The 22,022-nt window shown below is 53.2% G+C and carries 22 protein-coding genes; 18 read left to right on the top strand and 4 right to left on the bottom strand.

The annotated features are described in order from the left end of the window. Window positions 1-431: 431 nt before the first annotated feature. The 4 genes from WH45_RS17680 to WH45_RS17665 all read left to right on the top strand — a co-directional run bounded on the left by WH45_RS17680 (window position 432) and on the right by WH45_RS17665 (window position 3,065). On the top strand, window positions 432-863 hold the full coding sequence (locus WH45_RS17680; RefSeq protein ID WP_046215757.1) for a hypothetical protein: 432 nt from the start codon (window positions 432-434) through the stop codon (window positions 861-863). A gap of 227 nt (window positions 864-1,090) precedes the next feature. After that, window positions 1,091-1,282, top strand: a complete 192-nt coding sequence (locus WH45_RS17675) for a M56 family metallopeptidase (RefSeq protein WP_162198451.1) — start codon at window positions 1,091-1,093, stop codon at window positions 1,280-1,282. Beyond that, window positions 1,269-1,904, top strand: a complete 636-nt coding sequence (locus WH45_RS22945) for a hypothetical protein (protein WP_052723839.1) — start codon at window positions 1,269-1,271, stop codon at window positions 1,902-1,904. Before WH45_RS17675 ends, WH45_RS22945 begins: the two co-directional genes overlap by 14 nt. Before the next feature lie 180 nt (window positions 1,905-2,084). Continuing rightward, complete coding sequence (locus WH45_RS17665) at window positions 2,085-3,065, top strand: MBL fold metallo-hydrolase (RefSeq protein WP_082096928.1); 981 nt, start codon at window positions 2,085-2,087, stop codon at window positions 3,063-3,065. A 191-nt stretch (window positions 3,066-3,256) separates the two neighbouring features. On the opposite strand, the gene WH45_RS17660 is transcribed toward WH45_RS17665, so the two are convergent. From WH45_RS17660 to WH45_RS17650, 3 genes are all read right to left on the bottom strand, one after another. Next, a complete protein-coding gene (locus WH45_RS17660) occupies window positions 3,257-3,904 on the bottom strand; it encodes a DUF2306 domain-containing protein (RefSeq protein ID WP_046215754.1) in 648 nt (215 codons plus the stop codon). A gap of 38 nt (window positions 3,905-3,942) precedes the next feature. Next, window positions 3,943-4,368: a hypothetical protein gene (locus tag WH45_RS17655; protein WP_046215753.1), complete on the bottom strand. Its 426-nt coding sequence runs from the start codon at window positions 4,366-4,368 to the stop codon at window positions 3,943-3,945. 73 nt (window positions 4,369-4,441) lie between these two features. Next, window positions 4,442-5,440, bottom strand: a complete 999-nt coding sequence (locus tag WH45_RS17650) for an arsenic resistance protein (RefSeq protein WP_046215752.1) — start codon at window positions 5,438-5,440, stop codon at window positions 4,442-4,444. 161 nt (window positions 5,441-5,601) lie between these two features. On the opposite strand from WH45_RS17650, the gene WH45_RS17645 reads away from it, so the two are divergent. After that, window positions 5,602-6,249 (top strand): hypothetical protein, encoded by a 648-nt coding sequence (locus WH45_RS17645; protein WP_046215751.1) that lies wholly within the window; start codon window positions 5,602-5,604, stop codon window positions 6,247-6,249. A 241-nt stretch (window positions 6,250-6,490) separates the two neighbouring features. On the opposite strand, the gene WH45_RS17640 is transcribed toward WH45_RS17645, so the two are convergent. Next, window positions 6,491-7,078, bottom strand: coding sequence for a phosphatidylglycerophosphatase A family protein (locus tag WH45_RS17640; protein WP_046215750.1), 588 nt, complete (start codon window positions 7,076-7,078; stop codon window positions 6,491-6,493). A gap of 281 nt (window positions 7,079-7,359) precedes the next feature. On the opposite strand from WH45_RS17640, the gene rph reads away from it, so the two are divergent. The 13 genes from rph (at window position 7,360) to WH45_RS17575 (ending at window position 22,020) form a co-directional block, all read left to right on the top strand. Further along, a complete protein-coding gene (rph, locus tag WH45_RS17635) occupies window positions 7,360-8,118 on the top strand; it encodes a ribonuclease PH (protein ID WP_046215749.1) in 759 nt (252 codons plus the stop codon). After that, the gene (locus tag WH45_RS17630) at window positions 8,115-8,741 is read left to right on the top strand and encodes an XTP/dITP diphosphatase (RefSeq protein WP_046215748.1); all 627 of its coding nucleotides are present in this window, start codon (window positions 8,115-8,117) and stop codon (window positions 8,739-8,741) included. Before rph ends, WH45_RS17630 begins: the two co-directional genes overlap by 4 nt. 321 nt (window positions 8,742-9,062) lie before the next feature. Next, complete coding sequence (locus tag WH45_RS17625) at window positions 9,063-9,905, top strand: STM4015 family protein (protein WP_082096926.1); 843 nt, start codon at window positions 9,063-9,065, stop codon at window positions 9,903-9,905. Beyond that, window positions 9,905-11,173, top strand: a complete 1,269-nt coding sequence (locus tag WH45_RS17620) for an STM4014 family protein (RefSeq protein WP_046215747.1) — start codon at window positions 9,905-9,907, stop codon at window positions 11,171-11,173. Before WH45_RS17625 ends, WH45_RS17620 begins: the two co-directional genes overlap by 1 nt. A 6-nt stretch (window positions 11,174-11,179) precedes the next feature. Continuing rightward, on the top strand, window positions 11,180-11,965 hold the full coding sequence (locus WH45_RS17615; RefSeq protein WP_046215746.1) for an STM4013/SEN3800 family hydrolase: 786 nt from the start codon (window positions 11,180-11,182) through the stop codon (window positions 11,963-11,965). 42 nt (window positions 11,966-12,007) lie between these two features. Further along, entirely contained in the window at window positions 12,008-13,465 is a 1,458-nt protein-coding gene (locus WH45_RS17610; protein ID WP_046215745.1) for an STM4012 family radical SAM protein, read from the top strand. A 14-nt stretch (window positions 13,466-13,479) separates the two neighbouring features. Then, window positions 13,480-14,385 carry an STM4011 family radical SAM protein gene (locus WH45_RS17605; protein WP_046215886.1) on the top strand — a complete coding sequence of 302 codons (906 nt, stop codon included), beginning with the start codon at window positions 13,480-13,482 and terminating at the stop codon, window positions 14,383-14,385. A gap of 312 nt (window positions 14,386-14,697) precedes the next feature. Next, entirely contained in the window at window positions 14,698-15,915 is a 1,218-nt protein-coding gene (locus WH45_RS17600) for an ABC transporter substrate-binding protein (protein ID WP_046215744.1), read from the top strand. A 48-nt stretch (window positions 15,916-15,963) separates the two neighbouring features. After that, on the top strand, window positions 15,964-17,001 hold the full coding sequence (locus tag WH45_RS17595) for an ABC transporter substrate-binding protein (protein WP_046215743.1): 1,038 nt from the start codon (window positions 15,964-15,966) through the stop codon (window positions 16,999-17,001). A gap of 240 nt (window positions 17,002-17,241) precedes the next feature. Further along, the gene (locus WH45_RS17590) at window positions 17,242-18,096 is read left to right on the top strand and encodes an alpha/beta hydrolase (RefSeq protein ID WP_046215742.1); all 855 of its coding nucleotides are present in this window, start codon (window positions 17,242-17,244) and stop codon (window positions 18,094-18,096) included. Between the two features lie 142 nt (window positions 18,097-18,238). After that, window positions 18,239-19,021 (top strand): 2,3-dihydro-2,3-dihydroxybenzoate dehydrogenase, encoded by a 783-nt coding sequence (locus WH45_RS17585; protein ID WP_046215741.1) that lies wholly within the window; start codon window positions 18,239-18,241, stop codon window positions 19,019-19,021. 93 nt (window positions 19,022-19,114) lie between these two features. Continuing rightward, window positions 19,115-20,380, top strand: coding sequence for an isochorismate synthase DhbC (gene dhbC / locus WH45_RS17580; RefSeq protein ID WP_235338409.1), 1,266 nt, complete (start codon window positions 19,115-19,117; stop codon window positions 20,378-20,380). After that, window positions 20,377-22,020, top strand: a complete 1,644-nt coding sequence (locus WH45_RS17575) for a (2,3-dihydroxybenzoyl)adenylate synthase (protein WP_046215739.1) — start codon at window positions 20,377-20,379, stop codon at window positions 22,018-22,020. The genes dhbC and WH45_RS17575 overlap by 4 nt, the downstream gene beginning before the upstream one ends. Window positions 22,021-22,022: the final 2 nt, after the last annotated feature.

Raw genomic sequence — 22,022 nt, 5'->3', positions numbered from 1 at the left:
TGTTAGCGAATAATTAGGTATAAATGATAGCAGAAGCCGTATAAAATCAAGCTTATTTCTGGTAAATTTGTATCAAATTTGATTAAATCAGGGTTTTCGGATTTATCCCATATCGGATGGTTAAAGATATAGTAATCACGCAATCGCGCTTGTACCGGAAAATGGTAGGATACCTGCAAGCAATTACTATTAAGTATTAAGAACCATTTCCTATTGTCGGATTAGTGGTACTTGAGGCATACTTAAGACATCAAATAAAACGCAAAACGTTAAATAAATTGTCGGAAAAACACGAATTCAAGGGAAACACTATAAATAATTTGCAAAATTTTCCGATAAACTACTTAACAAGCACAAAGACGCAACAACTTACCCGATACGTAAACAACCAATTCAATAAATGATGAACATAAACTAAGGGGGACTAACCTATGAATTACAATCAATTGACTGACGTGAAAATTATGGAAAAAGCAAAACCGGTATCCGGCGGTTGGTTCCGCTTCGTAGAAAATACAGAAACAGCAAAAGGCAGCAATGAAGTTGAACAATGGGCAGCCATCTACCACATGGAAAATGACAAATATATCGTAACCAATGATTTCTTCAACGTAGGACTGAACGATCATGCAGGCAAAGTAAATATCGTTGGCTACGGTGACAGCCTGGACAGCATCATGTTCGTAATCTGGGAGCATCAAACTGAGTTGGGCAAAGACTACACTATCCTGGATCAAATTCGTGAAATCAAAAACGAAGAGATCGAAAAAGCCAGCCAAAAGATGTGGAACTGGGAAGAAAAAACAGCAGACACTACGTACTTCAAGCATGAAATGTTCAATCCGTGGGAAGAAAGCTATTGAGCAATGATAGTACGATTACAGGAAAAACCCTTCTGACATTCACCTGACGATGAGATATACAGGTGAAACAGAAGGGTTTTCGTGCGTTTAAAGCCTTACATAACGATTCTGAACGATCATAATCTGCTCTGCTGCGGCATAATCATTAAAATATTGTCATTATTATTGGCGTAAGAAAGGTACTGAAAAACAAACTTCCCGGCAATATGCTGGTGATGCATGTAACAATGGACTGGAGCAAGCAGGAGCGGACGGAATATGTGCCGATGCATGAATATATGCATATTCGCCGTCTGGACAGCTTGGTGAAAATGCTGCTGATTCTCGTACTCTGTCTTCACTGGTACAACCCTTTTGTCTGGATCATGTTCCTGCTTGTCAACCGCGATCTGGAGCTGTGCTGTGATGAATCATTTTAGTCAATCTGTGATCGAAGAAAGGATCGTGCATATTATGAAAATGAAAAAAACAACGGTAACTGTTATTGTCTCGTCGCTGCTTCTCGTGGGAGGAGTAACTGCCCTGTTTGCGACTACACCGGTTGGAGCAGCGGTATCCCAGCCTTCAGTTGTACAGACTTCCGCAGATGCCAATCACATTTACCGTGCCGGCGAGATCTGGAAAGTAGATGGAGAGTGGGAATTTACGATCAATTCTGTTCACCCGACAGCTGCCCGGGCGGCCAAAGGCGATTATGATATCAAGGCTCGCCAGGTGAATCAGGTACTTGTTATGGACTATAACTACCGTAATACCGGATTTGACGACAGTCAGAAGGGGGCGGGTATAGGACTTAGTTTTTCCAAAGCCAACTTTGATGTAAGCAATCAGCGCAGCGAGAATGGAGACGCTACTTATCCTGTCCAGATACCGGGCATGGATGAGCCGGTCGGAGGACTGGGCGACCACATGTGGCAGCATGCGGTATGGACATATGCCTTTAGCGAAAAATCCGATACAGTTACTGTTCATGTGGCTCATTATGATTCCGATCTTAAGCTGCATGAAGCTACATTTATCGTACCTGTGGCGCAGAAATAAGCTATTTCCTGATAAAATAAATAATCTGCCATTCCTCCAGCCATCATGAAAAAGAGGAACAGGCAGCGGCTAGTTGGTCTGGGTGCATCGTCTAGTGTGCTCCATGCAACTATGCTAAGATGGGGATATCTTAGCAGGACATGCTTCTGCATATTCATCCGGATGGAGGCTTGCACCATAATGAAATTACCTGAAATTATCCGGGGAGAACATGAGATCATCCAGGTGAAAATAGCGATGTCCTATCCGCTGCGCTGGGTGAACAGCTATCTGGTCGGTGGCAGCGGCGGCTGGAGCATTGTGGACCCGGGTCCGCGTTCGGCGGATAACGAGCAGGCCTGGCAGCAGGTTCTGGAGACACTGGATATTCCGCTATTGGCGATCCGCTCGATTGTGCTAACCCATCATCATCCGGATCACTACGGATTATCAGGCTGGTTCCAGCAGCAGGGCGGAATGCCTGTCTGGATCTCCGAGCGTGCACTGGCAGAGGCGAACCGATCCTGGTCTCCAGGCAATACGGCCGCTTTCGATCTGGTACACCTGTTTGCCAGTCACGGTATGCCGGAGGAGATTACTTCCCAGCTGCCCGCTCATCTGGACAGCTTTGTACCGCAGGTCGTACCACGGCCGGAAGTGACATTGATCCAGCCCGGGCAGTCGCTGGAGATCGGCGATCGCCTGTGGAAGACGATCGAGACATCCGGTCATGCAGCTGGACATATTTCCTTTTACCAGCCGGAGCAGCGTCTGATGCTGTGCGGAGATGCGGTGCTGCCGCAGATTTCGCCCAATATCAGCCTGGTGCCGGGCAGCGATCCGTCACCGCTGGAATCGTACCTGATCGGACTGCGTCAGCTCGGTCGGTATGAGGTCGATCTGGCTTATCCGGGTCACCGGCGTCCGTTCACCCATTTCCGTGACCGGACGGAGAAGCTGCTGCTGCATCACGAGGAGAGATTGCAGGCAATGGAGGATCGTATCCGTGATCAGCCGCGTACCGGTTATGAGGTGTGCAGCAGTCTGTTCAATAATGAACTGACTCTGCATCAGCTGCGGTTTGCCATGTCGGAGACACTGGCTCATCTGGTAGAACTGGAACGTCTCGGACGTGCCGTGCGACAGGAGCGGAATGGAATAATGACCTTCTCCGCGAGATAGACAGAGCGGAATCGTATCGTTATACAAGGCTGACGATGTATGATCGGACTATTTGTTATAGTCTGCGCTTCGGTAGTGGTCTGTAATGATAATGATTATTGGATTGGTGAACAAAATAATAAATACAGCAAAAAGGGCTTCCTACTCATAAGGAAGCCCTTTTTGGCAATTGAATTTATAATGGACTCATATCATAGCGTCTCGACCGGATGACGGAATATCGTTCGATTGATCAGTTCGGCCACTGCAATATTGACCACAATCGCTCCATACACTCCAATAATATAGCTCAGTGTGAACTCCAGTCCGAACAGATGCTGCCCAATCAGGCTGATGCCGTGGATGAACATATTCGTAAAGCAGAACACATAACTGCGTACCATCCAGCGGCGGTGACGAAATAGATTGCCGCGCTTGATCTGTATCAGCGCAGTAATCGTCACCCACAGCCAGGCGATATTGACCAGATTAAAGGGAATACTGGTGATCTTGCCGCCTGTCGCATAGGGAGCGAGATAGCCGGACGTCAGATCGACGACCAGCACTGCCGCAATATACAGATAGCCGTTGATCCGGTGCCAGCGGCGATAGCGCCGCAGCAGATACAGGGAGAAATTGAGTGCACCGCCCACCATGGCCCAGCAGGCAGCGATCACGTGAATATACATCATATTGAGCCACAACGGGACATTCAGCGGGCGTTTCAGCTCTGTTTTGTGAACCAGAAAGTCAGCTGCAACCGGGTCCAGCAGCAGATTCAAATACAGGGTATACAGCGTATAGATCAGTGCAAAGGCAAGCAGCAGCACATACAGCAGCTGCCGGATAGATTTGTTCATCGTTAACCTCGTTTGGTCATTATTCGATATAGTGTGCTTCAGATTCCGTCTGTCAGCTTGGACAGCGCCCGGCGTGCATGGCTCAGAAATTGCTCGCTCTGCTCACGAACCTGCGGGGATGATTCATGATCCAGCTGAATCTCGGTATGCCGGATCGTATGCTGGAGACTGTGCAGCAGTGCATCGCGTTCGGCATCATCGAGCAGCGCTTTGAGCTTGTCCGCGACATGGGGTTCATAAGGACGCTGGTTGTATTCGGCAGCAGTCATTTTGCGAATATCGAGATAATTATTTTTGACCTCGATCACGACGGTGTCCATTTTGCGGGACAGCTTTTCCGTCTCGACGACGACCATCTTGTTGACATGATCGGGATAGACGTTGGCAATCTTTTGCCTGATATTCAGCAGGCCGCTGATCTTGCTGAAAGGAATCTTGTGTATCCGGTGAACTTCATCCGACATGCAGGCCACTCCTATCGTTGAGATGAGTTGAGATGGTTGGGATATGCAGTATTTCCGTACGTACTCTCTTCATTTAATTACCCGCAGACCGCCTGTTTCGCTCAAGTGTCGTTGAACGCAGCAGCAGGGCAGGGACGATCCGAATATAGATAAGCTCTGCAATCAGCTCCACCATCGTCTGAGCGACGATGACCGCTGCGGCAGTGACCGCCCACGGTGCAGGCAGCGCGAGCGCCAGCGGCAGGACGACGAGGGAATTGCGTGTGCTGGCGCTGAAGATCAGTGTTCGTCCTGCACCGGTATCCAGCCGACAAAGCCGTGCGACAAGACTCGCTGCAACAGGCATGAGTAGCGCAAAACCTGCATAGACCGGCAGCACACCGACAACCGTCCGCGCATCTTCATAGACCCGGTGAATCTGCGAAGCCGTAATGACCAGCAGCACCAGCCCCATCAGCGGAACAGGCAGCCAGGCCGTCAGACTCTGCCACCGTCTGCCGGCCGACTGCCGCTGTGCCCACAGCTGGGTAGCCACAGCGAGCAGCAGTGGAATGGCGATCAGTACAATAAAGGTGACAATAAAAGGCTCGGCCTGCATCCATTCCGCCGCCGGAGGGCCGATAAACAGCCGTAGGTAGAATGGCAGCAGAATCAGCTGTACAATAAGGAGCAGTGGTGTCGCGGCGAGCATCAGCTGTTCATTGCCGCGTCCTAGTCCGGTAAAGACGATGACATAGTCAATACAGGGGGTCAGCAGAACGAGGCAGACCCCGATGAGTGCCGGTGTAGGCTGCGGGAACAGCATAATCAGCAGCCATACGACCAGAGGTACCAGTACAAAATTGGTGAGCAGCAGAGCAGTGGTGAATATTGCATTGCCCATGCTTTTTCTGATATGTATAAAAGGAATCTGTACAAACATGCTGTATAATAATATCGCCAGCAAAGGAGAGCGCAGGATATCCAGAGCTGTACCGCCGGAAGGCATCCATGTCCCGATGGCGACACCGAGTACAAGCAGCAGCAGATAGATCCCAATTTGCCGGTGTTCCAGAGCTTCTCTTGTGATCAAGCGTATGGGCTCCTTTTGTTTTTGTTCGATTATATCATACAACGTTTTGCGGCAAAGGAAGGATTTAACTGGAATTAATTGCTTTTTCATCGTATCTTAAGCTAGCGCTTTTACAATGAATACATTATTATAGCCCAGGCTACGAAAGGGGCACATACACCATGAACAATGCAGACAGCACAGCAATCGATCTGATTGTACAGGGATTACGCTTATTCGCTTATTTATCACTGCTGATCGCCGCGATGATCGGAATATTTGGCAGCATGTCGATGCTGTCTGACAGCAAACGTTCCCTGTGGTACCGCTGGCGTTCTGCACTCGTCTATACAGGTCTTGGCGTAACCGTTGTGCAGGGAATGATCAGCCTGCTCAATATCGGCATACGCCAGGGCTGGTCGGCTGCTTTTATCCCGTTCACCACTTATGGGGGACGGCTCAGCAATGGATTTGCCCTGATTGCCCTTTATATTACACTGGCTTATATCATTCCTACGCTGATTGTCCGCAAGCGTCATGGACAGCAGCTGCCTTCCCGTTTTCTCTCCGTACTGCTGTTCCCGGTACTGGAGCTGCTCCTGCTGTCCGGCATGCTGACCCGCAACTACGCCGGTCTGCTGTCGATGCGTCTGATTTATGTATTTACTGCCGTCTGTCTGATCTGGCTGTTCGTACTCAAATGGATATCCAGTGAAGGCAAGGAACACGAAGAACAGCGCTACCGCTGGCGCAGCCCGGATATCAAGCTCACCCATCGTACGGCGGAAGAGCATGATCATGAGGAAGATTCCCCGCCGCTGCCCCGCTAGATGTCCGAATGGATAACCGTAGTCATTTGGGAATGGTTTATACAATAAATAAAGAAGTGACAAAAATACACCTGTTCGCTGCCATCATTATGCCATGGCGGCAGACAGGTGTATTTTGTTTGATCCTGCAGTTGAACAGGAACGATATCGAATGATAGTTTCCCATGCACAGTTATCTTTTCAAAATGGCCGGATTGGCAGGTACAGCGTGTGTATCGCTGCTGTCGTTGTTCATTTCCGCTTAGTGTTCGGTTGCCTCATCATCTTCCGGCAGGTCCATCTTTGCCGTGTCGATGTTGTGCTGTTCGTCGTCCATCTGCCGGCCGTGGGCGATTCGGCTGCTGGCTGCTGCTGCAATCGCACCTACAATATCGTCAAAGAACGTATGGATCGGTCCCAGACTTTTGTCGTTCAGTCGTCCGAGTACGCCAGGCTTCAGCTTGTCGATATAACCATAGTTGGTGAAGCCGATACTGCCGTACACGTTTACAATGGCAAAGGCGAGAATCTCATCGACGCCATACAATCCCTCGTCATTCTCGATCATCTCCTGCAGCGGCGAGATCAGCTGGCCTTTTTCGGCGAGAATATCCAATTGTACACCGGTCAGCAGTGCATTTTGCACTTCGCGCTTCATCAGTACTTTGTTGACGCTCTGTTCGCATTCCTCAATGGTCAGATCGGGATAATAGCTCTGCTGAAGAAAAAGCACCAGTTCGGCGATTTCACGTATGGTGACGCCGCGCTTGGACAGCCACTCCCGGGTCGCCTGTTCGACATTCAGACTGTACAGACTATACGGCATTTTGCCGGATTCGTTATTTTCCATGGATAGACACCTCTCTCTATAGAACTGTAACCGGCTGCATGGAGCCAGATGAATTCTGTCCGCCAGACCAGATGCAGGTGCCGGGCAGGATGCAGCCATGTATATTTTGTATATTAACCGGAGGATGCCTGCTGCTAACCAGACCATTTGAAAGCAGTGGGAACAGGCTGTCTGGTCTGTCTGTTTTTGGCGTATTGAGGGCAATTCTCGGTTAAGGGTGCTTTTAGAGGGCAGGTTTGTTAGAATAAGGATGCGAAATAAGAAGCAGGAGGCAGACAACCATGAGAATCAACGGACGGCAGCAGAACGAATTGCGCCCTTTGAAAATAACACCCAATGTCAATAAATACGCGGAAGGTTCCGTGTACATCGAGGTCGGCGATACCAAAGTGCTGTGCACGGCGTCGGTCGAAGAACGGGTTCCGCATTTCATGAAAGGGCAGGGCAGAGGCTGGGTTACCGCCGAGTACTCCATGCTGCCACGCGCTACACAGACACGCAATCAGCGTGAAGCAGCCAAAGGCAAGCTGGGCGGACGTACGATGGAAATCCAGCGTCTGATCGGACGCGCGCTGCGCTCCATCGTAGATCTGCAGGCGCTCGGTGAGCGCACCATTACGATCGACTGTGATGTCATCCAGGCGGATGGCGGTACACGCACCACTTCCATTACCGGAGCATTCGTTGCCCTGGCTATGGCGATGGACAAACTGGCGGTACAGCACAAGCTGGCACGCTTCCCGATTACCGATTACCTGGCTTCGGTCAGTGTAGGCATCGTGGGCGACCGCGCCGTACTGGATCTGAACTATGAAGAGGATTCCAAAGCCAAGGTTGATATGAATGTGGTTATGACCGGAACCGGTGAATTTGTAGAGCTGCAGGGAACCGGTGAAGATCGTCCATTTACCCGCAAGGAACTGGATCAGATGCTGGAACTGGGTGAAGAGGGTATTCGGCAGATGATCGAGCTGCAAAAAGAAATCCTCGGCCCGATCGCTCTCAAAATTACGAGCGGACAGGCAGGCGCACAGGTATGAGAAAGGTCAGCGGCAATACAGTTATTGTTGCGACCCGGAATAAAGGCAAAGTGTTGGAATTCACGCATGCCCTCGCCCCTTATGGGCTGGAAGTGCGCAGTATGTACGATTATCCGGATCTGCCGGAGGTCGTGGAAGACGGCAGTACTTTTGCCGAGAATGCATTCAAAAAAGCCAAAACCGTCGCCGATGCGCTGGGCGTACCGGTACTGGCGGATGATTCCGGTCTCTGCGTAGACCGTCTCGATGGAGCGCCGGGTGTGTATTCTGCCCGCTATGCAGGAGAGCAGGCGACCGATGCCGATAATAATGCCAAGCTGCTGGCTGCACTTGCAGAGCTGCAATTGGGTGAAGATACCGAGCAGCCGCTGCTGAGCACGGCGCGCTTCGTATGCAGCCTGGTGCTGTATGATCCGGTGACCGGCGAGACGTTGACAGCCGAAGGAACGGTCGAAGGCTGGATTACCTCAGAGCCTTCCGGCAGCAAGGGATTTGGCTATGACCCGCTGTTCTATGTGCCAGCCGAAGACAAGACAATGGCGGATCTGACGATGGAACAAAAGAATCGCATCAGCCATCGTGGCGTCGCCCTTCGCAGCCTGGTTGCCCAGTTGGAGCAATAAGGAAACGACCGATTTCAAGCAAGGCAAAATGGGCGGTCTGTTCGTATTTCGGCAGCCGACCTCATCGTAAGCTTAAGCTGTACAGCCCTGTGGCTGTGCAGCTTTTTGTATACATAGGACATAGCGGCTTAAAGCCGGAAAATACAGGCAATACTCGTGCCATATGGTGGGCAATTTTATCGTAAGCAGCGGTGTTCATCCATACAAAATAAATGGCTTCGAGCGGCACGGAGTCTTTGATTTATAGCCGGGTATTCATGTAAAATGGTTGGTATCAGCGCCTTACTGACAGATCAGTATACGAAATGGAGGAAATACATAATGGAGATCAAATTGAGTCTGGACTTTGACGCTTACGAAGATGGAGCCACCCTCACTCCCCTGATTGAACAACTGGCACAGGATGCCGAGAAAAGCCAGTCCCTGACCAGTCTGGTGATCGGTGACTGGGGCGGAGCATATGAGGAATCACCGGATGGATTTTTGCCGGCACTAATTGAGGCGAGCGGCAGGTTCCCGAATCTGCGCAAGCTGTTTATCGGCGATATGAGCTACGAAGAATGCGAAGTGTCCTGGATCAATCAGACCAATCTGGGTCTGCTGCTGGCAGCCTATCCACAGCTGGAATCGTTTACGATCAAAGGCAGTACCGGTCTGGAGCTGGAGCCGCTGGAGCATGCACGGTTGCAGGAGCTGATTATTATCTGCGGCGGATTGCCATCGACGGTGCTGCAATCGATTCATAAGGCCAAGCTGCCCGAACTGCGCAAGCTGGAACTGTATCTCGGTGTGGAAAATTACGGATTCGACGGTGATCTGGAACAGGATATTTTGCCATTCCTGTACAATAATCCATTTCCCAAATTAACTTCCCTCGGACTCAAGGACAGTGAACTGCAGGACGAGATTGCGATCGCTGCAGCGAGTGCGCCGATACTGCAGCAGCTGGAAGAGCTGGATCTGTCGGAAGGTACGCTATCGGATAAGGGTGCAGAAGCGCTGCTGAACAGCGAAGCGGTACGCGGACTGAAGCATCTCAACCTGAACTACCACTATATGTCGGATGCAATGGTGCTCCAATGGCGCAGCAGTGGAGTGAACGTCAGCCTCGATGAACAGCAGGATCTGGATGATGAGTGGCGGTACCCGTCGCTGACGGAGTAATGCAGTCACATACCATCCTGTTCGGCAATCCGGGGAACAAACGAACGACGGGCTGGCAGCAGGCGCTGAAGCATCATAAACAGCCTGCTGCGCTGGAAGTGCCTTATATCCGGCTGCTGCAGGCGATTCGCGCAGGCGACCGTCTGATCGATCTGTTGGACAGTCTGATCTGGCGCCATTACAATCAGCATGCTGTACACCATTATCCATCCGATCTGCTGGCACAGCCGCTGGCTCTGCGTCTCGATGCTCCGGGTGAGAATACAGCGGTGGAGCGCGGATTGATCGCGCTCGGTGCTGACGATGCGGAAGGTCTAATATCCGACGATCTGCTGCCGCTGCCCGAATATACGCACGGCAGCACTATTACCGCTGCCATGGCGAGACGACTGGAACCTCATCACGGGCGGGTATTCTATCCGGCCCAGTGGTTTCGCGGCTACTGCCGGCTGCTGTCCTGGCTGCGACTGGAGGTGCAGCGTGATCTGTCTCACGGACGCTGGATGAATGATCCGGCAGAAGCGGCGATCATGTTCGACAAGCGGCGCTGTTCACGCTGGCTGGATCAGGCGGGAATCCGGGTACCCGGTGTGCTGGCAGCAGCGTATGAGGATATGCCGGGCAGCTATGATTCACTGCGACAGCTGATGGAGCAGCAGCGGGTGCACCGCGTATTCGTCAAATTGTTTTGCGGCTCCGGCGCTTCCGGGGTCATCGCTTATCAGTATCATCCGCGTACCGGAGCCGAGATTGCCTCGACGACGATCGGGATGGAGCAGTGGAACGGAGAGCAGATCATTTACAATTCCGGCAGGCTGCGCCGGTATACCGATCATGAGGTAATCCGCCGGATGATCGACTGGGTCGGACAGGAAGGCATGCATGTGGAGCGCTGGATCAGCAAGGACATGATCGGTGATATGGCCTATGATGTACGCCAGCTCGTCTGCGGAGAGCAGGCCGGTCATGCGGTTGTACGACTGAGCCGGACACCGATTACGAATCTGCATCTGCGCAATAAACGGATGCTGCTGGAGCAGACGGATCTGTCTGCAGCGGTCAGGGAAAGTATCCGTATGACCGCGGTAGATGGACTCGGAGCCTTTCCCGGTTCCTTTTGCGCCGGGATGGATGTGCTGGTGCCTGCGGGCGGCGGAGATCCGTTGATCGCGGATGTGAATCCGTTTGGCGATCTGCTCTATTATGTACAGCATGAAGGGCTGGGCGCCTATGAATGGGAGCTGGCCCGCTGGCTGGAAAGGAAGTAAGACAACATGATCAATATGAACGAAGTGGTAGGCAGTCACGATATCGTGATGATTACCCTGGATACGCTACGTTACGATGTGGCCAAGCTGGAAGAGGCGAACTGTCCCCATCTGTGTGGAACAGGCTCATGGGAGAAGCGGCATACGCCGGGCAGCTTTACTTATGCGGCGCATCATGCCTTTTTTGGCGGCTTCCTGCCGACACCGGCGAATACGGACAAGTCTTCGCATATCCGGCTGTTTCACGGCAAAAACAGCGGCCTGCGTACGAATCCGAACACCTGGCTGTTTGATGCACCAGATATCGTATCCGGTCTCGCCCAGGAGGGCTACCGTACGATCTGTATCGGCGGGGTGATCTTTTTTACCAAGAAAAACAAATTATCCAAAGTGCTGCCGGGCTATTTCCAGGAAAGCTACTGGCGCATGAACTTCGGCGTAACCAATCCGCGCTCGACGGCAAATCAGGTAAATCACGCGCTCAAGCTGCTGGATGGTACGGATGAGCAGCAAAAGTTGTTTTTATTTATGAATGTGTCCGCGATCCATGGGCCCAATCATTATTTTATTCCGGGCAGCCATTATGATTCGGTGGACAGCCAGCGTGCGGCGCTGCGTTATGTGGATGGTGAACTGGGTCGACTGTTTGCCGCGCTGCGTCAGCGGGAGCGTCCGGTATTCTGCCTCGTCTTCTCCGATCATGGCACCGCCTATGGTGAAGATGGATATGAAGGTCACCGGCTCGCCCATGAGGTTGTCTGGAATGTGCCGTACCGTGAATTTTTCCTGTAACAGGCATGGCGGTCGAGAACGTACAAAAAGGAGTGTTACATCATGAATCAGGAGCATACCGAGTTACCGCTCCATGCCCTATCCCCTCTGGAATGGACACCTGAATTGCAGAAATGGAACCGTCAGATTACCGAAGCACCTTACCGCTCGTATTTGTATTCCTATCCGCACAAGACGGCATATCGTGAACTGGACCCTCCTTATTCACTCCAACAATTATGGTCAAAGGAAGAGCTGGACAGCTATTTTCTGTATATGCATATTCCGTTTTGCGCGGCGCGCTGCGGATTCTGCAATTTGTTCACCCTGCCGGACAAGCGGGCAGATGTACATAAGGAGTATGTGGATGCGCTGGAGCGCCAGGCCCGGCAGTGGGCACCAATCATGTCGGGACGGCCGTTTTCGCGGTTTGCGATCGGCGGAGGGACGCCGACGCTGCTGGCGCCGGAGCAGTTGGAACGGCTGTTTGATATTGCCGAGCATATGATGGGGCTGAATCCGGCACAGGCGTCCATTTCGGTGGAGACGTCACCGGATACGGTCACTCCGGAGTGGCTCGATATTCTGAAGCGCCGCGGAACGGACCGGGTCAGTATGGGCATTCAGAGCTTTATCGAAGCCGAGAGCGCGGCGATCTACCGTCCGCAAAAGCCGGCACTGGTACGTGAAGCGCTGGATATGCTGACCGAGTATGACTTTCCGCTGCTGAATGTGGATCTGATCTACGGACTGCCGGGACAGACGGTGGAATCATGGCTGTATTCGGTAGAGCAGGCACTGTCCTATGAACCGGGCGAGATCTTTATTTATCCATTGTATGTACGTGAGAATACAATTCTCAAGCCGGGGCAGACCGGACTGGAGCAGGATATCCGGCTGCAGCTGTACCGGGCGGCGGTAGATCGTCTGGAAGCGGCAGGATATACCCAGTATTCGATGCGCCGGTTCGCCCGGGATTTCCATTCATCCAAAGAGCTGCTGCCCTACAGCTGCCAGGAAGAAGGCATGGCCGGACTCGGCTGCGGCGCACGCTCGTATACGCAAAATGTACATTATGCTTCACGCTACGGGGTGAGCACAGCAGCGACGCGCAGCATTATCGCTGATTATGTGACTGCCGAGCGCTATGATACGGCAGATTACGGGTTTGTATTGAATGAGCAGGAGCGCAAGCGCCGCTTTGTACTCAAGGCTATCCTGCACCGCGAAGGTCTGGAGCTGTCAGCCTATCATCAGCGATTCGGCACCTCGCCGCTGGACGATCTGCCGGAGCTGCGCAATCTGATCTGGACCGGACTCGCTGAACTGGTCGGTTCTTCGTCTGGGGTCGATAGGGATGGACATGCACAAGCCGATCATGTAGAGCGTTTATACGCCGCAGATACAGTGAATGCTGTGCTGTGCCTGACGCGCGAAGGTCTCGCTTATTCGGACAGCATCGGCGACTGGTTGATCTCGCCGGAAGTCTACGAACGGATGGAAGGGTATGTCGGACGATGAAAGGGGCAGTAGAAATGGACAGACATGCAGAGCAGCAGGAGATCTCCTTTTCCTTTTATTATCGGGGCAGCCTGTCTTCGTGCAATTATGCCTGTCCCTATTGTCCGTTCAGCAAGACGGTAGACAGCCGGGAGACGCTGCAGCGGGATCGCCAGCAGTTGGAGCGGTTTGTCGGCTGGGTGCGTGAACAGGAGCGGGAGGGACACCGGTTGTCCATCTTTTTCAACCCTTATGGAGAAGGACTGGTTCATGGATGGTATCGGCGGGCGATGATTGAGCTGTCCCATCTGCCGCATATCGACAAGGTGGCGATTCAGACGAATCTGTCGGTCAAGCTGGACTGGACCGCTGAGCTGGATCGCAGCAAGGCGGCGTTCTGGGCAACGTATCATCCCGGGCAGACGAGTGAGGAATTTTTTGTCAGGCAGGGGATGCAGCTGTATGAACAGGGCATTGCCTTCAGTGCGGGTGTCGTCGGGTTGCGTGAAGCATTCCCGGCGATCCGCTCGCTGCGTGCCCGTCTGCCGGAAAATGTCTATCTGTGGATCAATGCGTTCAAGGATCGACCGGCGTATTACCAGCCGGAAGAGATAGCTGAGCTGCAGCGGATCGATCCGTATTTCGAGTACAATCTGCGCGACTATGACAGTCTGGGACAATCCTGCCTGGCCGGGCAAAATGTATTTTATGTGCAGGGTAACGGCATGGTGAAGCGCTGCTATCAGGACAAGCGGGTACTGGGCAATATTTACCGGCGCAGCCTGCGCGAGATCTCTGGCATCCGTCCCTGCGGCATGAAAATATGCGGCTGTTATATTGGCTACATCCATATGCCTGATCAGCCGTTTGCGGATATTTACGGCCAACGTATACTGGAACGCATTCCGGCCGATTATGCATTATCCGGCAGTCGGGGATAACTACAAGTATCAACATAGCCCGTATCCTATCTGCATTTTTCCCTACAGATTCCGGTCATATCGGCCGAATCCACATCATTTTTGATCAAAGGCATTTCCTGTATCCAGCAGCTATCGCTTATCCGATGACTGACTGGTGATAGGGAGTGCTTTTTTTATTTACATATCCTGATTTACTTAGGAAAAAAAGTATGGTAGCTTAGTGATAATGATTATCATTTTCAAATTAGCATGAATTCGGTGTCGCTCTACCCTGGTGTGCGACTGTCCTGCATAATTGATCGTCCCCAAGAAGAAAGGAGAGTTCAACACATGACCAAAGCCAAAGTACACAGCAACCACTCCCGTTCTCTACAGGGAGGTACGTCCAAAAAAACGTTAACAGAGATCCGCTCTTTTATGGAGCTGCATTATAATGAGCCGCTCTCGATTCAGCAGCTCGCCGATATGGCGAAGCTCAGTCCAAAGTATTTTGTCGATCTGTTCAAAAAAACATTCCAGCAAAGTGCGATGGAATACCTGACCGATATCCGAATCGCCCATGCCAAGCGCTATCTGACGGAGACCGGGCAAAGGCTGCGGGATATCGCAGTCAAGGTGGGCTACAGCGATGAATTTTATTTCAGCCGCAAATTCAAAAAGGAAGTCGGTGTGTCCCCGTCCGAATATGCCAAACATACACGCAAAGCCGTAGCAGCCTGCTGTGCACCGGTGACCGGCTATCTGCTGGCGCTCGGGATTATCCCGGCTGCCGCGCCGCTTGATCCGAAGTGGACGGCTTACTATTATAATGCATACCGCAACGGCATCCGTACTTCGCTCAAATTGTGCGATCCATATACATCACTGTCATTCGAAGCCAATGTAGAACGATTGGTACGAACGCGTCCGGATGTGATTATCGGGACCGACCGGCTGGATCAAGCGGACCGGCAGCGTCTGCAGCAGATTGCGCCGTCCCTGTTCGTCGCGGCTAAAGATAGGAACTGGCGGGAGCAGCTGCTGGAGATTGGCAGCTTCCTCGGCCGGGAAGAGCAGGCTCGGCAGTGGATCAGCCGCTATGAGGAACGGGTACGCCTGGCCCGCCAGCGTATCGGCTCAAAGGTCGGCAGCGACCGGCTGCTCGTGCTGCGCATTTATGGAGAGCATATGTACATGTACAGCAATCGGGGACTGGATGAGGTACTGTATGAAGATCTCAATCTACAGCCTGCCTGCCCACAAGCCGGCATCCGGCATCTGCCGATCACTTTGCAGGAGCTGGCGGTTATGAACCCGGAGCGGATGCTGGTAACCGTCTGTCCGGAAGCTCATTCACGGGCCAGCTGGCTGGCACTTCAGCATTCCGAAGACTGGAAACGGCTGAATGCAGTACGCAATTTGCAGGTATCATCGATCTCTTCGGACCCCTGGTGTGAGTATTCGGCACTGGCGATTATGCGGATGCTGGACGAAGCCGAACTGCTGTTTACCGGAAATTGTCCAAACTCGCTGCAGGATACAGTCCATGGTCACGGGCAGGTGAAGTAACTATACTTTGCTAAATGAGAATTATTATCAGAGGAGTGGTTATCGATAATGAACGCCTATAATAAAGCAGTACAATCTGCAAAAGAAAAGAAAAATAACAGCCGGAGCATACGCTCGCTGGTGATGCTGGTGCTGGCAGTATGCCTGGTAGGGATGCTGGCAGGCTGCGGTTCTCCGGCAGCAGATTCGAATCAGGCTGCCGAAGCGGGCAAGGATCAGGCAGCTGCCGCCCAGCCGGTATCGGCAGTCGGCAGTGAGCAGACGGTAACCGACGAGCAGGGACATCAGCTTCAGATTCCGGCTGCCCCGCAGCGCGTATTTGCCCCTTATCTGGAAGATTCGCTGCTCACACTCGGCGTAACACCTGTCGCCCAGTGGTCGAGCGGACAGGAGGGACAGCCGTACCTGGAAGACCAGCTCAAGGACGTGCCCAAGCTGGACTTTTCCTCGGGTCTGCCGTCGCCGGAACTGGTCATGAACTACAAGCCGGATCTGATCATTTTACATACGTCCCATTATGCGGAGAAAGGCGTATACGAGAGCTATTCCAAAATAGCGCCGGTGTATGTGTTCAACAATGCCTCCGGTGATCCGGAAAAATCCCTGCAGACTATCGCCGGACTGCTTGGCAAACAGCAGCAGGCAGAGCAGGCAATCCAGCAGTATAAAGCCAAGCTGGCCGATGCCAAAGCCAAAATCCAGTCCGTCACCGAGGCAGGGAAAAAGGCAGCCATTATCCGCTTTGCTCCGCGCGGGGTCACGCTAATGAGCCCGGATTACTTTAGCGGTTATGTGGTGTACAAGCAGCTGGGTCTCGGCCAACCGGGGCTCGTACAGCAGAAGAGCACGGCAATGATCGCGACCGAGTCGTTGGCGGATATTGATGCGGATTATATTTTCACGGTGGATGTATCCAGCCGCGGAACGAACAGCATGCAGGAGATGACATCAAGCGAGGTATGGAAATCGATGCCTGCAGTTCGAGCAGGTCATGTCTACGAAGCGGATTCCTCCTACTGGCTCGGCAGCGGATTGATTGCTTTTGGTAAAGTGATCGACGATGTGGTGGCAGCAGTCGGCCAGTAAGAGAAGTGTAAATAAGAGTACTCATATCGTATTCCCACCCCCTGCAGATCATCTACAGGCCTGGTATCCAACCAGGACACTGTACGATCTGCAGGGGTTTTTGGTGTGCGCCGGGCTTTGTTTATCATCTGGATATATGACAAAGAGATTCTGGATTTGGTCCATGGTGATCATGGTCTCGTTCTATATAATTGGTAATGATAATCAATATCAATTAATGCATAAGGAAGAAGGCGCTGTATGAACCTCGATAACAGGAAGCAGCAGATCGCCGAAGCTGCCGATCACAGGATCGAAGTGCCGCAGGCCAGACAGTGGCGGATGCCCTCAGCAGCCGGTGACTGCAATTATAAAATTATGATCTATACACCTGCAGGTGCTCCACCATCCGGAGGCTATCCGGTCATCTATTTGCTGGATGGCAATTCGGTGTTCGCCACGATGGTCGATGCACTGCGGATGCAGAGCCGTCGTCCGGACAAGACCGGCGTTATCCCGGCTGTCATCGTGGGAATCGGATATGAGACGAGCGAGCCTTTTGCCGCCCGCCGCTATTATGACTATACCCCGCGGGCGACCAGCGAATACAAACGTCGTCCGGATGGGACGCCTATCCCGGAACAGGGAGGCGCGGATCTGTTCCTGCACTTTCTGGAAAAGGAGCTGAAGCCGGTTATCGAAGCCAAACTGCCGATCAATCGTCAGCGGCAGGCCGTGTTCGGCCACTCTCTCGGCGGGCTGTTCGTTTTGCATACGCTGTTTACCCAGCCGCAGGCCTTTCAATATTATATCGCTGGCAGTCCATCGATTCACTGGAACCATCAGCTGCTGGATGAAGAAGCCGAGCGTTTTATTGCAGACTGCCGGAGCGGTACGGTCACAGCGGAACCTCTACGTCTGCTGATCGGCATGGGCGAGCTGGAACGCACACATACTGCCCGCAATAACGACCGTTCCGAGCAGCTGATCGAGCGACTGTCGGAACTGAGGGAGACGGGGATGCAGATGGAGTACCGGGAGTGCCCCGATGAGAATCATCTGTCCGTAGTCCCTATCCTGATCAGCCGAGCGCTGCGGTTTGCGCTGCATCCGTAAGCGACAGCAGATGAAAGGTACATGAGCAATCGGTAGTACATGATACAGAACTATTCATATACAGATACAGAACCCATATCAGGGATACCTGCCATTAAACGGCGTTATCCCGTTCATCATCATACAGGCAAGGAGCATAAGGATGACATTTACAGGAATAGAAGGCAAAATCGCTCTGGTCACCGGAGCCGCCCAGGGAATCGGAGAAGCTGTCGTAAGCTCGCTGCTCCGCCATGGAGCCATCGTGGCAGCGACAGATCGTAACGAAGCCGGCGTACAGGCGCTGGCTGCGGAATACAAAGATCCCGGTCGCATCCGTGCGTATGCGCTGGATGTGAGTAAAAGTACGGAAGCCGGCCGGGTAGTACAGACGGTCGAGCAGGAGATGGGACCGATCGATATTCTGGTCAATGTGGCCGGTGTGCTGCGGATGGGGACGGTGGATGCACTGAGTGATGAAGACTGGCATACGACCTTTGCCGTTAATACATCCGGTGTATTCCATATGTGCCGGGCGGTGATCGGATCGATGGCAGCGCGGGAATCCGGCACCATCATTACGGTTAGCTCCAATGCAGCCGGTGTACCGCGTGCCCAGATGTCCGCCTATGCGGCTTCCAAAGCGGCGGCGACCATGTTTACCAAATGCCTTGGGCTGGAATATGCAAGGCAGCATATCCGCTGCAATGTAGTGGCTCCCGGATCGACCGATACGGAGATGCAGCGAATGCTGTGGACCAATGGCAATAATGCCGAAGCGGTCATTCAGGGATCACCGGATCATTTCCGTCTCGGCATTCCGCTGGGGAAAATAGCGGTGGCACAGGATGTAGCCAATGCCGTCCTGTTCCTCGCTTCCGATCAGGCTGGTCATATTACGATGCAGGAATTATATGTGGACGGCGGCGCCACGATGGGCGTGTAACCAGGCAGCCCATGCTGGCTCCTTACAACGCAATCAATATAGCACAACCAATACAGCACAACCCCATACACCCCATACAGCAAGAAGGAGAGGATGAACATCATGGTAACAACCAAGCAGGAGGCAAGAGTTACAGCCCATCAGCTTCTGGAACAATATACGGATACCCATTGTTTTTTCTGGTCTTCCCCGCAGTATACGCTGCTGGCGGAAGGAAGTGCTCTGCAGCTGCCGGAGGTGGAGCAGGAAGATCTGCCTTCGCTATCCCGTCGTGCTGCTGCACTGCTGCAGCAGGCTCGTCAAGATGGACAGGAACAGCCGGTGCTGGTGGGAGCGATTCCTTTTGACCCGGAGCTGTCTCCAGCCCGCTTGGTGATTCCGCAGCAGGTGCAGTGGGCGTCTCCGCGTACAGCCGGAGAATGGTCCGGTCCTGCACAATCGATATTGTCCAGTTACGAGCTGCGAGAAGTACCTTCGGCAGACATTTACAAGCAGGGCGTAGAGGAAGCGCTCGTACATCTGCGTCAGGGTGATCTGAAAAAGGTCGTTCTGTCCCGGTCGCTGGAGCTGACCAGCTCTACGAAAATTCCGGTAGCGGCGCTGCTGCACAATCTGGCGGTGCCCAATACACATGGTTATACCTTTGCCGTTCATATTCCGCTGTCTCATGAACAGCATTCCGATTCCTCATCGGCAGCCGGGGAAACTCCGGTCTGGATCGGGGCCAGTCCGGAGCTGCTGATTCGCAAGCAGGGACTGCGTTTTACCGCCAATCCGCTGGCTGGCTCGGCGGCGCGCAGTGCAGATCTGCAGGAAGATCGCAGACGGGCGGAAGCCCTGCTTGTCTCGGCCAAGGATTTGCACGAGCACGCGGTCGTGATCGAAGCGGTAGCTGCAGCGCTGCGCCCTTACTGCAGCCAGCTGGAAGTGCCAAAGCAGCCTTCTCTCGTACAGACCGAGACGATGTGGCATCTGTCGACCGAAATCTCTGGACGGCTGGATGATCCGTCAGTGACTTCGCTGGAACTGGCAGCAGCATTGCATCCGACACCGGCGATTTGCGGCACACCGACTGATATGGCAAGCGATCTGATCCGGCAGGTGGAGCCATTTGACCGGGGATTGTTCACCGGCATGGTGGGATGGTGCAATGCAGAGGGAGACGGAGAATGGGCAGTTACGATCCGCTGTGCCGAAGTACGCGGCTCCACGCTGCGTCTCTACGCTGGGGCAGGTGTAGTGGAAGCATCCACGGCGGAAGCCGAACTGGCGGAGACAAGTGCCAAATTGCGTACGATGCTGCGGGCGATGCGCATCGATGAACCGGCTGCACAGCCTGCAGGGAGGGATCAGGCATGAGACTGCCCGGATTTACACCATGGCCGGAAGAGATGGCCCGTTACTACCGGGAGACCGGATGTTGGAGCGGCGAGACGTTCGGTCAGCTGCTGCGTAGACAGGCGCAGTCGCATGGAGAGCAGATTGTAGTGGTCAGTGGAGAGCAGCGTATCACCTATGCCCAGCTGGATCAGCGGGTGGATCGGCTGGCTTCCGGGCTGCATCGGCTCGGTATTGCTGCCGGTGACCGGGTTATCGTCCAGCTGCCGAATATAACGGCTTTTTTTGAAGTTGTTTTTGCGCTGTTTCGGATCGGCGCGCTGCCGGTCTTTTCCCTGCCGCTGCATCGCAGACAGGAAGTGATTTATTTTGCCAATCACAGCGAAGCGGTCGCTTATATTATTCCCGATATCGAAGCCGGTTATGATTACCGCACACTGGCTGCCGAAGTGAAGGCCGAAGCACCGGGATTGCAGCATGTTATTGTCGCAGGTGAACCGGGAGACTATATGGCACTGGAAGAATTGTATGCCGATTCGGTGGAGCTGCCGGAAGGGCCGCTGGCGAGTGATGTGGCCTTTTTGCAGCTATCTGGTGGCAGTACAGGATTGCCCAAGCTGATTCCTCGGACACATGATGATTATATGTACAGCCTTAAAGCCAGCGTCGATGTGTGCGAGCTGGATGAACAGAGCATTTATCTGGCGGTACTGCCGGTTGCACATAATTATCCGCTTAGCTCGCCGGGCGTACTCGGCACGATCTATGCAGGAGGGAGGATTGTACTGTCCCGCAGCGGCAGTCCGGATGAAGCCTTTGCCCTGATTGAACAGGAAAAGGTGACGATTACGGCGCTTGTACCGCCGCTTGCGCTGGTATGGCTGGATGCGGCCTCGTCGCGGCAGGTGAAGCTGGATTCCCTGCAGGTGCTGCAGGTCGGCGGAGCCAAGCTGGGCGCCGAAGCGGCACGCCGGGTGAAGCCCGTACTGGGATGCCAGCTGCAGCAGGTATTCGGGATGGCCGAAGGACTGGTCAATTATACCCGTCTGGATGATCCCGAGGAGATTATTGTGGAGACCCAGGGCAAGCCGATGTCCGTCTATGACGAGATCAAGATTGTCGACGATGAAGATAACGAAGTGCAGCCCGGCATGGCCGGTCATCTGCTGGCACGGGGACCGTATACGATCCGCGGCTATTACAAGGCGGAAGAGCATAATGCCCGCTCTTTTACCAGCGACGGATTTTACCGTACCGGAGATCTGGCGCGTCTGACGCCTGGCGGTTATCTGATCGTCGAAGGCCGTGCCAAAGACCAGATCAACCGCGGCGGAGACAAGGTGGCTGCCGAAGAAGTGGAGAATCATCTGCTCGCCCATCCGGGGATATTTGATGCTGCGCTCGTCTCCATGCCGGATGAATATCTGGGTGAGCGCTCGTGCGCTTTTATTATTGCCCAGTCCGGCATGGCCGGGAATACGGCGGATGTCCTGCCTTCGGCGATGGAAATCAAAGCCTTTCTGCGTGAACGCGGACTGGCTGCCTACAAAATCCCGGATCGAATCGAATTCGTGGACAGCTTTCCCCAGACCGGAGTAGGCAAAGTCAGCAAAAAAGCGCTGCGTGAGCGGATTGCCGGGCAGCAGTCTGCTGTAAGATGAGC

The organism is Paenibacillus wulumuqiensis (assembly GCF_000971965.1).
Classification (GTDB): domain Bacteria; phylum Bacillota; class Bacilli; order Paenibacillales; family Paenibacillaceae; genus Saccharibacillus; species Saccharibacillus wulumuqiensis.
The sequence above is the reverse complement of the archived record's forward strand: the minus strand, read 5'-3'. Positions and strand labels throughout refer to the sequence as shown.